This window comes from Pedobacter vanadiisoli (genome assembly GCF_042684385.1).
Taxonomy (GTDB): Bacteria; Bacteroidota; Bacteroidia; order Sphingobacteriales; family Sphingobacteriaceae; genus Pedobacter; species Pedobacter vanadiisoli.
Genome location: NZ_JBHULL010000008.1, coordinates 34,030 through 49,715, shown reverse-complemented (window position 1 = coordinate 49,715; position 15,686 = coordinate 34,030). Strand labels below are relative to the sequence as shown.

At 42.0% G+C, this 15,686-nt stretch carries 10 protein-coding genes; 8 read left to right on the top strand and 2 right to left on the bottom strand.

The features are described from left to right. Positions 1 to 13 precede the first annotated feature (13 nt). The 6 genes from ACFSR6_RS08890 (at position 14) to ACFSR6_RS08865 (ending at position 11,183) form a co-directional block, all read left to right on the top strand. Positions 14 to 778: a TIGR03915 family putative DNA repair protein gene (locus tag ACFSR6_RS08890; RefSeq protein WP_379077811.1), complete on the top strand. Its 765-nt coding sequence runs from the start codon at positions 14 to 16 to the stop codon at positions 776 to 778. A gap of 384 nt (positions 779 to 1,162) precedes the next feature. Next, positions 1,163 to 1,453 (top strand): co-chaperone GroES, encoded by a 291-nt coding sequence (locus tag ACFSR6_RS08885; protein WP_379077808.1) that lies wholly within the window; start codon positions 1,163 to 1,165, stop codon positions 1,451 to 1,453. 134 nt (positions 1,454 to 1,587) lie between these two features. Continuing rightward, positions 1,588 to 3,225: a chaperonin GroEL gene (groL, locus tag ACFSR6_RS08880; protein ID WP_183766384.1), complete on the top strand. Its 1,638-nt coding sequence runs from the start codon at positions 1,588 to 1,590 to the stop codon at positions 3,223 to 3,225. Positions 3,226 to 3,578: 353 nt separating this feature from the next. Next, positions 3,579 to 9,479 (top strand): PKD domain-containing protein, encoded by a 5,901-nt coding sequence (locus ACFSR6_RS08875; RefSeq protein WP_379077805.1) that lies wholly within the window; start codon positions 3,579 to 3,581, stop codon positions 9,477 to 9,479. Beyond that, positions 9,480 to 10,499: a PorP/SprF family type IX secretion system membrane protein gene (locus ACFSR6_RS08870; RefSeq protein ID WP_379077801.1), complete on the top strand. Its 1,020-nt coding sequence runs from the start codon at positions 9,480 to 9,482 to the stop codon at positions 10,497 to 10,499. It abuts the gene before it with no gap. Positions 10,500 to 10,523: 24 nt separating this feature from the next. Next, positions 10,524 to 11,183 (top strand): MgtC/SapB family protein, encoded by a 660-nt coding sequence (locus ACFSR6_RS08865; protein ID WP_379077798.1) that lies wholly within the window; start codon positions 10,524 to 10,526, stop codon positions 11,181 to 11,183. Here ACFSR6_RS08865 and ACFSR6_RS08860 read toward each other — a convergent pair. Next, the gene (locus tag ACFSR6_RS08860) at positions 11,164 to 11,655 is read right to left on the bottom strand and encodes an RDD family protein (protein WP_379077796.1); all 492 of its coding nucleotides are present in this window, start codon (positions 11,653 to 11,655) and stop codon (positions 11,164 to 11,166) included. The genes ACFSR6_RS08865 and ACFSR6_RS08860 overlap by 20 nt on opposite strands. A 112-nt stretch (positions 11,656 to 11,767) precedes the next feature. Between ACFSR6_RS08860 and ACFSR6_RS08855 the strand changes: the two genes are divergently transcribed. Together ACFSR6_RS08855 and ACFSR6_RS08850 are read left to right on the top strand one after the other, a co-directional pair. Next, on the top strand, positions 11,768 to 13,195 hold the full coding sequence (locus tag ACFSR6_RS08855) for an L-serine ammonia-lyase (protein ID WP_379077793.1): 1,428 nt from the start codon (positions 11,768 to 11,770) through the stop codon (positions 13,193 to 13,195). Positions 13,196 to 13,307: 112 nt separating this feature from the next. Further along, positions 13,308 to 14,501: a C1 family peptidase gene (locus ACFSR6_RS08850; protein ID WP_379077790.1), complete on the top strand. Its 1,194-nt coding sequence runs from the start codon at positions 13,308 to 13,310 to the stop codon at positions 14,499 to 14,501. A gap of 196 nt (positions 14,502 to 14,697) precedes the next feature. On the opposite strand, the gene ACFSR6_RS08845 is transcribed toward ACFSR6_RS08850, so the two are convergent. Beyond that, complete coding sequence (locus ACFSR6_RS08845; protein ID WP_379077787.1) at positions 14,698 to 15,609, bottom strand: AEC family transporter; 912 nt, start codon at positions 15,607 to 15,609, stop codon at positions 14,698 to 14,700. Positions 15,610 to 15,686 lie beyond the last annotated feature (77 nt).

Sequence of the window (15,686 nt, the reverse complement as noted above, 5' to 3'; positions counted from 1 at the left end):
AAGTAGCAATATAATGATCTATATCTTCGATGGTTCTCTTCCCGGTCTTTTAACAGCCGTTTTTGAATGGTTTGAGCGTAAACCCGGCAAAGTAGTGCTCAAATCAATCGGGATATTTCAGCCCGAAGCCTTTGCAGAAAGCTTTACGGTTACCACCGATATGGGAAAAGCCGACCGTGTTTGGAAAGGACTTCAGCAGAAATTATCAAAAATATGGTTGCGTAAATTTTACTGCAGTTATTTATCAGAAATTCCGGAAGCCTGTAACCATCTCTTTCATTTTTCAATATACATTTTTAAACACGAAGCCGGAGCGGAAGGCAATTACGGCAACGAAAATGTAATGGCCCTTTCTAAATATGCCAAAAGTGTGGAGCGCGAAAAACACCGGATGGAAGCCTTTATCCGTTTCCAAAAAACAGGAGATGGTTTGTTTTATGCCAGTATTGATCCTGATTTTAATGTGTTGCCTTTGATATCAAACCATTTTAAAAACCGTTACGCCGATCAGCCATGGGTAATTTATGATTTAAAACGCAAATATGGCTTATACTACAATTTAGATACGGTATCAGAAATAACAATAGGTTTTGCCGAAGGCATTAACAAGCAAAAACCTGCTCCCGGACTTATGGATGAAAACGAAGCACTTTATGCAGCACTTTGGAAAGATTATTTTAAAAGTGCGAACATTATCCCCAGAAAAAACACCAAATTACACGTACAGCATGTTCCTAAAAGATATTGGAAGTATTTAACCGAAAAGGCGATATTTTAAGGTTTGGAGCCGTCACCCTGACCTGGAGCGAAGCAGAAAGCTACGAAATAAACCGAGCCTTAAGCGAGTTCACCGAAGGTAATTTATTTCAAGGGGTGTCAGGAAAGATGCTGACCACGAAGTGACTATCAGACCTTTAAAACATTTAAAAAACGGATAATAACATAAATTCAGCATGACGACCGAGGGGAGGTTAAGAATTAAACTATAAATCTGGCTAAAAAAGTAAAACTTTACTGCCATGCTGACACGCTCATAAGCAATTAGCTTGAAAAGATTGACAGTTTGGGGTGAAAATTTGTCCCTACACACCTATTGGCATAAAAAGTGTTGACTGTAAGCTTAGTTAAAAAAACAAAATCAAAATAAAAAATAATAAAAGTTATGGCGTTAAACCTTAAACCAATTGCTGGCAGTTCGAACAGAGTAATCGTTGAACCAGCTGCAGCAGAAGAAAAAACTGCATCAGGTTTGTATATTCCTGATACTGCTAAAGAAAAACCATCTAAAGGAACTGTGGTTTCTGTTTCTGACGAAGATGCTGAAGGTAAAAAAGCCAGCGTAAAAGTTGGCGATGTTGTAATTTATGGTAAATACGGTGGCACAGAGTTTCCTTACGAAGGTAAAGATTACCTGATTATGCGCGAAACTGACATCTACGCTGTTGTTGGGTAAAAATCAATGATTAAATGACTGAATATCTTAAATGAGTAAATTCAGCATAAATCAACAAATAAAACAATAATGTTAGAATGAAAAACGGATAAAGTCAATCATTCTCTCATCCAATCATTCAAAATTTAAAAATAATGTCAAAACAAGTAAAATATAACGTTGAAGCACGCGACGCCCTGAAAAGAGGTGTTGATATTTTAGCTAATGCAGTAAAAGTAACTTTAGGTCCAAAAGGACGTAACGTAATTATCGATAAAAAATTCGGTTCACCGGCAATTACCAAAGATGGTGTTACAGTGGCTAAAGAAATCGAATTGAAAGATGCAGTTGAGAACATGGGTGCTCAAATGGTAAAAGAAGTAGCGTCTAAAACAGCTGATATTGCTGGTGATGGTACTACTACTGCTACCGTTTTAGCACAAGCAATTATCACTACTGGTATTAAAAACGTTGCAGCTGGTGCAAACCCAATGGATTTAAAACGTGGTATTGATAAAGCTGTTTCTGCCGTTGTAGAAAACTTAAAAACGCAATCGCAGACTGTAGGCGAAGACAATAACAAAATTAAACAGGTTGCCTCTATTTCAGCTAACAACGATGAGGTAATCGGTGCTTTAATTGCTGAGGCAATGAGCAAAGTTGGTAAAGATGGTGTAATTACTGTTGAAGAAGCAAAAGGTACTGAAACTGAAGTAAAAACAGTAGAAGGCATGCAGTTTGACAGGGGTTATTTATCTCCATACTTCGTTACCAATGCAGATAAAATGGAAGCTGAATTAGACAGTCCTTACATTTTAATTTACGACAAAAAAATCAGCAACATGAAAGAATTGTTGCCTGTTTTAGAAAAAACTGTTCAAACTGGTAAACCATTGGTAATCATCTCTGAAGATTTAGATGGCGAAGCTTTGGCTACTTTGGTAGTAAACAAAATCCGTGGTTCACTAAAAGTTGTTGCTGTTAAAGCTCCAGGTTTCGGCGACAGAAGAAAAGCAATGTTAGAAGACATCGCAATCTTAACCGGCGGTACCGTTATCTCAGAAGAAAGAGGTTACAAATTAGAAAATGCTGATTTAACTTATTTAGGTTCAGCAGAAAAAGTAGTTGTTGATAAAGACAATACCACTGTAATTAACGGTGCAGGTAACACTGACGATATTAAAGCACGTGTTAACCAGATCAAAGCACAGATCGAAACCACTACTTCTGACTACGATAAAGAAAAATTACAAGAGCGTTTGGCTAAATTAGCTGGCGGTGTTGCAGTGCTTTATGTTGGTGCAGCAAGTGAGGTTGAAATGAAAGAGAAAAAAGACCGTGTTGATGATGCTTTACATGCAACCCGTGCGGCTGTAGAAGAAGGTATTGTAGCTGGTGGTGGTGTAGCTTTCATCCGCGCTGTAGCTTCTATTGCTGATTTAAAAGGTGTTAACGAAGATGAAAACACAGGTATCCAGATTATCCGTCGTGCTATTGAAGAGCCATTACGTCAGATTTGCGAAAATGCAGGTATTGAAGGTTCTATCGTAGTACAAAAAGTTAAAGAAGGTACTGCTGATTTCGGTTATAATGCACGCACTGGTGCTTACGAAAACTTAATTGGTGCCGGTGTTATTGACCCAACCAAAGTAAGCCGTGTAGCTTTAGAAAATGCCGCATCTATTGCAGCCATGTTATTAACCACAGAAGTTGTTTTAGCAGACGAACCTGAAGAAGGTGGTGCTCCTGCTATGCCGCCAATGGGTGGCGGTGGTATGGGTGGTATGATGTAATACCATTCCATTACGAAACGATTTCGTGTAAAAATATACCCTCAGGGCAATTAAGCCCTGGGGGTTTTTTATGCCTTTTTACTACATAAAACCAAGTTTAGCGGAGCCTACAACCTACTCATTTAGTTGATGTTGGTGTAAAAAATTTACGAATGTGATCTAAAAAACATATTCTTTGTATTGAATATTTATTAGCGAACCTTTAAGTCTGAATACTCAACCTTGAGTACAGACCGGCAAGTTACCAACCGTAACTTCCGGAACGCAATAAAATCATTCCTTAGTGTTAGAGGTTTATGAAAATTCGCTGCAAACGGAAATGGCTTTTTTTTGTCCTGTTTTTCGGGGTATTTTTGTTCACGTCAAATGTTTTCGCGCAGGTAACCATTGGCACTGTAGACCCGGGACCATATACCCCGGGCAGTACCATTGCTGTTCCTTTTAAAATACCAACAAGCTGCATTTCACAGGGAAACCAGTTTCAGCTCTACTTATCAGATCAGAACGGAAATTTCGCAACAGAAACACTTATAGGCACTTATGCCGGCTTTTATAGCACTTACATAAACGGATTGCTCCCTGCAGGTCTTACACCAGGCACAGGCTATCGTGTTCGGGTAAAAACGACAGTTCCTGTAACAGCAAGCAGCCCTTCTACTCCTTTTGAGGTCAAGGCAGGAACCGCAGTTGAAGCCAAACTTACCTCAACCTATTTAAACAATACGAACAGAGAAACTTTTGGTACCTGCACCAGTAAACCCAATAATAGCTTTTTAATTAGCAACGAATCTACCGCAAACAGTACAGTTACCGCAACCGTAACCGACGAAGGCAGCGGAGGGGGCACTACTATAATTAATTTTCCAACAGACATACAGAGCTTCACCGCCCAGCAATCGCACTACACCATTTATACCAAAGCAGTAATGCCGGATGGTACCGTTGCCACTAAAGCCTACCTGCTGATTAATAATAAAACAATTACCGCTTTTGCCAACACCGGTAACACAGTAGTGTGTTTACCATTAGGAGCTTTAACTTTTAATGTTGATGTTACCTCGGGGGCCGGCATTCAAAATAACTTTCCTGGCGATATTTATACGATTAACTGGGGCGACCAAACCACCACCACCTATACACTTTGCGAGATTATAAATAATGGCGGTATTGTAGCCCACTCGTACATAAAATCATCATGCGGAAGCGTTTCAACCTCCAGTGCAGGTACCATTTTTAATGCGTTTGATGTATCCATCAATGTATCAAATCCCTTTTGTGGGATAATTGGTACACCGGTTTCCTCTTCGGCCAAAGTAGTGGTTAAACCGATAAATTCTTTTACTTTTAATACCCCTGGCTGTACCAACGCTGATATTACTTTTGTAAATACTTCTACACTGGGCGAAAATCCAAATACCAATACCTTAGGATGTACCCCCAATGAGGTTACTTACAATTGGTACGTAGATGGTGTACCGGTGAAGGCAAATCAGCCAAGGTCTTATAACCTGGTGTATAAATTTACCACACATGGCGAACACACCATCCGGTTAGAATCTAACAGTTCAGGCGCATGTAACGCCGATCCGGTAGAAATGAAAATCTGTATCCAGGACCCGCCAAAGCCAGCCTTTAGCTTGCCATCACATACGATTTGTGCCGGAACAACATTAAAAGCAACTGACCTTTCAGTTTTAGATAATACCTGCGAAGCAGCCAACAACTATTCATGGTCAGTTAGTCCAACTGTCGGTTTTGCAGGAGGCACCAATGCAGCCAGCAAAGAGCCCGAATTTAATTTTACCAATCCCGGCACCTATACTGTTCTTTTAACAATTACGACACCATCCTGTGGTCCAATTGCCAGTCTTCCACAAACTGTTGTGGTAAATGAAAGTCCAAATGCGAGCCTTTCGCCTAATATTACTTTGTGTAACCTCGCTACTTACGATTTTAACAATACCACTACCGGACCAACCAAAACGCTAATCAGCGGAACTACGCAGGAACTGTCTGATACCTATACATGGACCGTTAGCCCTTCTGGAGCTGGCACCTATAGTTTTACCGGAGGTACAACCGCAAACTCCAAATATCCATCGATAAAATTCGATAATTACGATACCTATACGATAAAAGTTGTTCATAAAAATAATTGCGGCACAGCCGAAGCTACCCAAACCTTAACATTCAGTACCGCACCGATAGTTAATGCCGGGACAGATCAGAGCATTTGTTTTAACGACCCTGGTTTTACCCTCAGTGGAACGGTAACAGGTACCACTACCTCGCAAAGCTGGATTGGGGGACAAGGTATATTTACACCTAACCGGAACGATTTAAATGCTGTTTATACACCAACATTGGACGAAAAGAGGGCTGGCATAGTTACTTTAACATTAAGGGTTACTACTGCACTGGCCCCTCCCTGCAATCAGATTGATGATGATATTATCTTAAAAATTAAGCCCGATATCAGTCTAACGAGTGCCGCAACCCAAACCATCTGTACAGGTAACAGCGTAGCGTATACCCCAACCTCTGCCATTGCAGGCGTTACCTACACCTGGACAGCCACCGGAACACCGTCTGCAAGCGGCTATACTACTACCGGAACGGGAAATATTAATGATATACTCAGCAATACCGACTTAAATGCCGATGCAAGCGTAACTTATACCATTACCCCACATTTAGATGGCTGCGACGGAACGCCTTTTAATTTAGTGGTTACCGTTAAGCCCAATCCCATTATCACCGCCACTCCACTTAGTTCAACTATTTGTAACAAAACATCATCAGCCATCACCCTATCGGGCAATTTTGCCGGGATAAATTATACTTATAGCAGTACAGTAACCGGGAGTATTACAGGCAACAGCAATAGAGCGGTGGCATCTGCAGGTAATCAGATCAACGATATTCTAAATAACGCTGGCACCACCGCAGGTACGGTAACCTATACCATTACCCCCATATCTGCAAATGGATGCCCCGGTACGCCCGCCAACATTACTATTACAGTTTTGCCAAGTGCAACACTGGCAAATGCCGGACCTGATGAAGCGATCTGTAACCAAAGCATTTATACCTTAAAAGGCAACACCCCTGTTGTAGGAACCGGCAAGTGGACCATCGTATCGGCCCCAACCGCCATAACTTTTACCGATGATACCCAAAACAACACACAAATTTCAGGTTTAGCTGCAGGTAACAGCTATGTATTACGCTGGACCATCAGCGATGCAGGCTGTTCGAGCTCAAGTGATGATGTTCAGGTTACGGTTAACCCACTTAGTGTTGGTGGCACTACAACAGGAGATGTAAATGTGTGTGCGGGTACAAATGGCGGAAACATCAATTTAACGGGGCATGTTGGAAATATTGTCCGTTGGGAAAGATCTATCGATAACGGCGTAAATTGGTCTACCATTACCTCAACTGCAAATCCTTATGTATTTTCTAACCTCACCATAACCACACAATACCGGGCAGTGGTACAAAGCGGAAGCTGTGCCGAAGCATTATCTACCGTAACCACCATAACAGTAAATCCCGGAACTGTTGTGGCCAATGCGGGTCCAGACCAAAATCTATGCAGCGGGAACAGCATTAGCCTGAATGGAAATAATCCGGCACCAAACAGTGGTACCTGGACTATCGTAACGGCTCAGACCGGCGTTGTCATTACCGATCCGACCCTGTATAACACTTCGGTTACGGGTCTTGTACCTGGGCAAACCTATACCTTCAGGTGGACCATTACTGGCTTTGGTGGTTGTCCGCCTTCTACTGACGATGTAACCATTACCTATTATTCGCCGGTTACCAATACCATTAATGCGGCGGTTGCCTCCATTTGCGCCGGCCAAAACATTACCCTTACAGGGGATGTGCCTACCGGCGGAACAGGTACTTATGCCTACCAATGGCAAAGCAGTGCCGATGGCAGTACCTGGGCCAATATTCCCTCGGCCATAAACCAAAATTTAACCACAACAGCAACCGTTTCCAGCTATTTCAGGCGGTTGGTAAATAGTACTATTTGTACTTCAATAAGTAATTCGGTTCAGGTTACTGTTTTACCTGGTTTGACAAACAATATTATTAGTGCCGATCAGAACATCTGTATCGGCACGGCTGCTGCAGCTTTAACAGGCACTACGCCAGGTGGCGGTAGCGGCACGTACACCTATCAATGGCAATCGAGTTTAAATGGAATCGATTGGAGCGATGTATTGGGTGCAAATAGTGTAAACTTTACCCCACCTATACCAACTGTAAGCATTTATTACCGCCGATCGGTAGCCAGTGGGGCTTGCAGCAACAATTTAAGCAACCAGATTAAGATCACGGTTAATCCACATGCTAAGGCAGAAATAACCTACATTACCAACACCGACTGCGCTCCTTTTAAACTCGAAGCAAGCAATATTGCGGCTAAATTATATCCCGATCGTAATGCAATCTACACTTGGTTTGCCAATAATGTACAGATCGGAGTAGGAGCAACATTTCCGGGTTATACCATCACAAATGGTAACGAAAGTGTAACCATAAAACTTGTTGTTACCAGTAGCCTGGGTTGTAATCCAGACGAAAAAAGCGAAGTATTTAGCACTTTATCTGTTGTTACGCCATCGTTTACACAAAGCGCTACCGAAGATTGCGGACCACTTAGCGTTACCTTTACCAATACCACCAATCCACTTAATGGAGCAACTTATAGATGGGATTTTGACAATGGCCAAACTTCTACCTTAGCACAGCCTGCAGCAGTAACTTTCCAGGCTGATCCAAGCGGGAAAGACAAAACATATCACATTACGCTAACAACAACCTCTCCTTGCGGTCCACCTGTGGTAACAAACGCCACAGTAATTGTACATGCCAAACCGGTTGCTATATTTTCGCCTGATAAAACAACAGGATGTGCTGATCTTCTTGTAAACTTTATAAATACCAGTCCGGAAAGCACAGGAACAACCTATACCTACGATTTTGGCGATGGCAGCGCCACTGAAACTTATACCGACAGGCAAACCGTAAGCCATACGTTTAAGACATTGGCAGTAAAGGATTTTACGGTAAACATGACCGCCAGGAATGCCTGCGGTGTTGCAAACGCCATCCCGGTTGTAATCAGGGTGTCGCCAAATGATATTATACCGGCTTTGGTCGTAAATGGTAATGAGAAAAAAGGCTGTGCTCCCTGGAAGGTAAACTTTTTAAACAATACCAGCGGAGCAAGCCGCTTTGTTTATACCATTATTAACGAAGATTCCGGAGAAGCGCCAATTTTAATCCCAACAACAAGCACAGGCATTTTTCCTTATACTTTTAGTAAACCAGGACGATATACCATCAGGTTAGATGCTGAAAATGATTGTTCCAAAAATTTCGCTACAGAAACCGTAACCGTACTTGCTCAACCTACGGCAAGTTTCAGTGCCGATAAAACTGTTGGTTGTACCAACCTCGTGGTTAAATTTAAAAATACAAGTGTTGGGGCTATTGGTTATGCCTGGGATTTTGGCGACGGCTCACCGGTTTCAAATGAGTTTGAGCCCCAACATACCTACACCGGTTCGGGGGTAAATTATACTGTTACCCTAACCACCACAAACAGTCTTGGCTGTACCAACAATTTAGCCCTGCCTGACTTTATCCAGATTGTTGCTCCACCGATAGCTGCTTTCACCGTAAGCCCGGGTAATGAGCTTTCCATACCGAATTACAGCTTTAGCTTTAAAGATGTAAGCACAGGCCCTGTGAGCTGGGAATGGTCTTTTGGTGATGGTGCCAAATCGACCTTACAAAACCCTAACCATACTTACGCCAACGAAGGCACTTACAACGTAACGCTGAAAGTGTTGAACAAAGAAGGTTGTTCGTCCAGCACTTTTCAATCAGTTCGCATTATCGGTGTACCTGGCTATCTGAACATCCCCAACTCCTTTATGCCTGCAAGTGCGAAAAATGAGATTAAAACCTTTAAAGCAAAGGGCCGGGGTATAAAAGAGTGGAACATGTCTGTTTTTAACAAATGGGGAGAGCTGCTTTGGGAAACAACCAAACTGGATGATGGTGCCCCTTTAGAGGGCTGGGACGGCACTTATAAAGGCCAGGATCAGCCACAGGGTGTTTATTACTGGAAAGTAGACATCAAATTTATTAATGGCAGCGATTGGAAAGGGATGACCTACGATTCCTCTCCTCCGAAAAAAACAGGCGTAATATATTTAATCAGATAGATGATGGAGAGAAGGATAACCATATTGTTGTTTTGCTTGCTGCCAATGGTTTCGTTGGCCCAGGATCACATTTATTCGCAATTTTATAATGCCCCGATTTATTTAAACCCTGCATTAACAGGTCAGTTTGAAGGCGACATCAGGTTTAACGCACTCTATCGTAATCAATGGACGGGTTTGGCCAGCGACTATTCTTATATGACAGCCTCAGGAGACCTCAATCTGCGTAAACTGAACAGCGGCATTGGGGTTATTTTTAACCGCAGCAGCGAGGGTACAGCCTACCTGGTAAAAAACAATATTGCTTTAAGCTATTCCTATATCATCGGCGGAGACGATTTCGCCCTCTCATTTGGTTTGCAGGGAGGCATTACTAACCAGAAGTTAAACTGGGATAAACTGGTGTTTGGCGACCAGATCGATATCAATACCGGTTACATCCCTGGCAGTGTATCGGGAGCAGAAAGGCCAAGTGTAGATAGCCGCTATTATTTCGATTCCAGTGCGGGTGCCAACCTGGTAGTCGGGAAATTTATGATGGGATTGGCAGTACACCACCTCAACCGCCCGGATGAATCTTTATCAGGTTTTCAGGCCAGGTTACCCATGCGTATCTCGGGCAACTTAAGCTACAAATTAACCCTGGTGCCTGATGAGTACGATCGCGACGGGAATTACCTCATCCCATCTATCGTTGCCTACAAACAGGGCAATGTAAAATCGTTCAGCGCGGGCATGCAATACAAATATGCCAGCATAAATGCCGGTATCTGGTACCGAAACGACGGCAATTCGAACGGAAATGATGCAATTGTATTCTCTGTAATCTTTGATATTTTTAACAGAAGAACCAATGGTGAAAAATTCAGGTTAGGGATCAGTCACGATGCTACCACTTCTAAAATCAACTACAGCAACACGGGCGGAACATCCGAAATTGGTGTAGGTTATGAAAAATATTTTCCAAATAGTTCAAATGGTGGCCGTGCAAATGGCTTAAGATGTTATGATTTTTATTAATTTGCTGTTGATAACCCAGGGGCAATGAACGATATCTTAAATCAACACCATTTTATTACGCAAAGCGAAATCAATAAGTTTTTATTGGCCACCCTTCTTTGTGGTATTATCGGCGCTGAACGTGAATACAGAAGTAAATCGGCAGGTTTAAAAACCATGATGATGATTGGTTTAGGCTCTACCTTATTTACCATCCTATCCATTAACATCGGGGCCAGCAGTCAGGACCGCATTGCATCAAACATTGTAACCGGCATTGGTTTTTTAGGTGCAGGAGTAATTTTTAAGGAAGAAAACCGGGTTAAAGGATTAACCACAGCCTGTATCATCTGGATTGTAGCCGCAATAGGTATGGCTGTTGGTTCAGGGCATTATGAACAGGCTATTGGAGTTACCGTTGTAGTCATGCTGGCCCTGATTATTTTTCCTTTTTTGGAAGAAATAGGCGACCGCCGTTTTACCAAGCGGGTTTACCGCATTGTTAAAAGACAACATAGCCACTTTAATTTAGAAAGCTATGAGGAAGTTTTTAGAGAAAGTAAACTGAAACCCCAGCGTGGTAAGCACCAGTTGGCAGGCAATATTATTACCGGAAACTGGGTAGCAACCGGCACCCCACAAAACCACCAAAAGTTTGTAGAGCGCATGCTTAGGGATACCGACATTATTGAATTTGATTTTTAACCGAATCGAACAGGTCTACCCTTTGGGTTTGTAATGCCAGTTTTTTCTCATCAATTACCATCGTATCCGACCAGCGATCGTGCCAGGGATCACAGGGATTACTGAGGGCACTAAGTGCATTAAAAGGAATTACGCGGATCATATTCCTTGTAAATGCTTTTTGTAAATCAATTTCACTGCCATCTAAGTTTACGGCTTTTGTTCCTGTAATGAGTTTACCGATCGATTTCCCATGTGAAACGGCTTCTATTAAACTCATTATAAAGCCGTAACAAAACATCGCAATCAACCGGTCTAAAAGACTATTAATCCCATCTAAAATTCCAGGAAATAAGATTTCTATAAAGATGTAAATACCAAAAAGAATAATGTAAAAGACAATTAAGTCGATAATATAGTTGGCAAGTCTTTTACCGGAACTGGCGCGGCAGTAATCCAGGTCAACTTCCTGGTAGCTAGTGTTAAAATCCATGTTTGAGCATTTAAATTAGATTTTCCTAAGGTAAAATATTTTGATGTTCGCTCAAAATTAATTTAACCAAAATCATAAAACAAATCATAGCTTTGTATAACTAACTTTCGTAATGATCAAGGAACAGATTTCAGTTTTCGATATTTTTAAAATAGGTATCGGTCCATCAAGTTCGCATACCCTGGGCCCTTGGAGGGCGGCACAGCAGTTTACTGCTTCGCTAGGACAAAACCATCCAATTGATACCGTAGAGGGCATAAAAATACTGCTTTACGGTTCGCTTGCCAAAACCGGCAAGGGCCATGGAACTGATGTGGCCATTTTACTGGGATTAACAGGAGCCGATCCGGTAACTTTTGATGTGGATGCCGTAACCCCAACCTTTGAAGCGATCCAGAAAGATAAAAAGCTGAATCTCGCCAATCAAATTATTATCGATTTCGATTACAGTGAAGATCTCCTGTTCCTCTTTTCCGAAAGTCTGCCGTTCCATCCTAACGCCGTTACTTTCCAGGCTTTTTTAAGCAATGGAAAAGCTTTTTCAGAAACCTACTACTCCATTGGTGGGGGTTTCGTCGTAAAAGAAGGTGAAGATAACAGCAAAAAGCCACAGGTAGACCTGCCTTTTCCGGTTGAGAAAGCCAAAGAGCTTTTGCACTGGTGTCTTTCTACAGGTTTAAAAGTGAGCGAAATTGTAATGGAAAATGAGCTGGCCTGGCGACCAGAAGCGGAAACAAAAAAAGGTATTTTACAGCATTTTGCCGTGATGCGCGATTGCATTTACCGCGGCTGCCATACTACAGGCTTCTTACCTGGTGGCTTAGATGTTGCCCGCCGTGCTTTCCCGCTTAACAAAAGGTTGATTGGCCAAAACGAATACACCAATTACGATACCTGGGTAGAGGCCATTAGAAACGGAGGAAATGGGTTTAATTACATTTTAGATTGGGTAAGCTGTTTTGCACTCGCTGTTAACGAAGAAAATGCTTCATTTGGCCGTGTAGTTACCGCACCTACCAATGGTGCTGCAGGCGTAATACCGGCTGTACTTCAATATTTTATTACCTTTTGCAATGGCTATACTGAAGAAAAAATTATCCAGTTTATTGCCTGTGCTTCAGAAATAGGCAGTATTTTCAAAAAAGGAGCAACCATATCAGCAGCTATGGGCGGGTGCCAGGCCGAAATCGGCGTTTCATCGGCTATGGCTGCAGCTGCACTTACCGAGTGCCTGGGCGGCTCGCAAAGACAGGTATTAATGGCTGCCGAAATTGCCATGGAACACCACCTGGGTCTAACCTGCGATCCGATTGGCGGACTGGTGCAGATCCCATGCATAGAACGAAATACCATGGGTGCCATAAAAGCGATTACGGCAAGTCAGCTAGCTTTACAAAGCAATCCCGATAAGGCCAAAGTAAGTTTAGACGCTGTAGTAAACACCATGTGGGAAACTGCCTTGGATATGAACGCAAAGTATAAAGAAACCTCTGATGGAGGCCTTGCAACCAATATCCCGATCAGTTTGCCAGAATGTTAAATCAACATTGTTGCATTTAAATGACGAATATTATGCATTTTATTGCAAACATTTCTGTCGTAAATCAGCAAGTATTTCTACATTCGCTCAATTTTAATATTATTCATAAAAAATGATCAACTACACCAAAATCAGTGTGATTGGTCTGGCTTTGTCGTTATCTACCTTGATAACCTATGGTCAGGACAATCTTGTTAACTCTTTAAAAAACAACCAAAGCGAAAACAGTAAAGCATCTTTTAAATTTACTGATGTTATTAATTTAGCCAATACACCCGTTCAAAACCAGGGTTCGTCAGGTACCTGCTGGAGCTATTCTACCAATTCATTTCTTGAATCGGAAATGATTAAAGCAGGCAAACAGCCTGTTCAGTTATCGCAGATTTTCTCAGCCCGTAATGCTTATGTAGAAAAAGGGATTAACTATGTACGCATGCACGGTGCGGTTTCTTTAGGCGATGGCGGTGCTTTGCACGATGTAATCAACATGTACAGAAAATATGGTGCTGTACCTCAGGAAGTATATACAGGCCTGAATTATGGCACTAAAATTAATAAAACGGCTGAGCTTGGCGACATCGAAAAGGGTGTTTTAGAGGCAGTAGTTAAAAATGCCAATGGCGAGTTAACACCAAACTGGTTAAAAGCCTATACTGGCGTTATTGATGCTTATTTAGGAGCCGTTCCGGAAAACTTTACTTACAAGGGCAAAAAATACACTCCTAAAACTTTCGCTAACGAAGTAGTAGGTATCAACCCTGATAACTATGTAGAATTATCTTCTTTCAACGATCATCCTTTCTACAGCAAGTTTACTTTATTGGTTCCTGATAACTGGTCGTTCGATCAGGTATACAATGTTAAAGTAAACGAGATTACCGATATCATTGACAATGCCTTGAAAAACGGCTACACTGTGGCCTGGGCTACCGACGTAAGTGAAAAATCTTTCAGCTATAAAAACGGGGTGGCTTTCGTTCCGCAAACACCTTATATGGAGATGACAGCGAAAGAAAAAGCCGATATGTTTAATGGTCCGCAGGCAGAGATGGAAATTACACAGGAAAACCGTCAGGCTGCTTTTGATAACTACCAGACTACTGACGACCATGGTATGCACATTGTGGGTTTAGCCAAAGACCAGAACGGTAAAGAATACTACATTGTTAAAAATTCGTGGGGTGTAACCAACGATTATAAAGGTTATTTATACGTAACCAAAAACTACGTAAAATATAAAACCACGGCATTTTTATTGAACAAAGCAGGCATTCCGGCCGCTATTGCCAAGAAATTAGGCCTGTAAAAAAATTAAAATGATGGGAGCCGCAGAAGAAATTTTGCGGCTTTTTTTTGCAATTAACAATAATAAGCATTGGTGGTATTTTTACCACAGCGCGAGCAGAGGTATTCACAGAGCACACTGATGGCTAACTTAAAACCGCAGTAAGATTATTATTAAAATAATCCGTGATTCCGTGCCCAATAATTTGCGGTCGAACCTAAACCAGCCCCGAGTAAGTAAGCACCAGCCACCATAAAGCCGTGGTCATAAAGGCCAGTACAATCCCCACTCCTACTACCAGATTAGCCAGTTTCGGGTTCAGGTTATACTGATCAGCAACCACACCAGCTGTTACCAAAGTGGGCATGGCCATTTCAAAAATGGTGATCTGTGTAATGGTACCATTCAAACCCAAAAACAAGGCAATGGCCAAAACTACCGTGGGTGCCAGTATTAATTTGTAGAGTAAAGCGAAGCTGATGTGTTTCAATTCGCCGAACCAGCCACCAAATTTAAGTTGTAAACCAATTGAAAATAAAGCCAGTGGGCCAACCGTTCCGGCCAGCTTTTCGAAGAGCAATTCGATGGGGTTAATATTAATAAAATGTGGTATAGTTAAGGCTAAAATACAGCCAATAAGCGGTGGAAATGTAAGCACCTTTTTAAAAACCAGCCCTGCGCTCAGTTTTTGGTTTTGCGAAGAACGGATGGCTACTATAATACCAATGGTAGATAAAAGCATAAACGTAGCCTGATCGCAGATAATGGCTATACCTTGATCTTTCTCGCTAAAATAGGCCGCAATTAAGGGAAAGCCCAGAAATGAGGTATTACTTAAAGCGCTCGTGAGCTTTAGCCCGCCTGTTGTTGCCTTGCTCAATTTCTGGCTGCGACTATATACGGTAACAAAGAGCCAGCCAAATAACCAAACACAGGCGGGTGCCAGTGCCGGAAAAAGCAATTCTTTTGTCCACACAATGTGCGGCAAATATTTAAATGAGGCCGCAGGCAAAGCGATATAAATAATCCAGGCGTTAATGCCCTTATGTGCATCTTTGGGCAGAGTTTTGCTTTTTCTAAAGAGGATGCCCGCCAGTATGCACAGACCGATGATGATGAAATTTGCCATGGAATACCGTAAAGATAGCCATAAAACAAAAACGCCAATAAGAATTTATCCCATTGGCGTTTAAAAAATCATTCTGA

Coding starts and splice junctions, on each gene's coding strand:
- ACFSR6_RS08845 (WP_379077787.1), bottom strand. CDS start 15,609: ATGGCAAATTTCATCATCATCGGTCTGTGCATACTGGCGGGCATCCTC.
- ACFSR6_RS08890 (WP_379077811.1), top strand. CDS start 14: ATGATCTATATCTTCGATGGTTCTCTTCCCGGTCTTTTAACAGCCGTT.
- ACFSR6_RS08885 (WP_379077808.1), top strand. CDS start 1,163: ATGGCGTTAAACCTTAAACCAATTGCTGGCAGTTCGAACAGAGTAATC.
- ACFSR6_RS08865 (WP_379077798.1), top strand. CDS start 10,524: ATGAACGATATCTTAAATCAACACCATTTTATTACGCAAAGCGAAATC.
- ACFSR6_RS08870 (WP_379077801.1), top strand. CDS start 9,480: ATGATGGAGAGAAGGATAACCATATTGTTGTTTTGCTTGCTGCCAATG.
- ACFSR6_RS08855 (WP_379077793.1), top strand. CDS start 11,768: ATGATCAAGGAACAGATTTCAGTTTTCGATATTTTTAAAATAGGTATC.
- ACFSR6_RS08860 (WP_379077796.1), bottom strand. CDS start 11,655: ATGGATTTTAACACTAGCTACCAGGAAGTTGACCTGGATTACTGCCGC.
- ACFSR6_RS08850 (WP_379077790.1), top strand. CDS start 13,308: ATGATCAACTACACCAAAATCAGTGTGATTGGTCTGGCTTTGTCGTTA.
- groL (WP_183766384.1), top strand. CDS start 1,588: ATGTCAAAACAAGTAAAATATAACGTTGAAGCACGCGACGCCCTGAAA.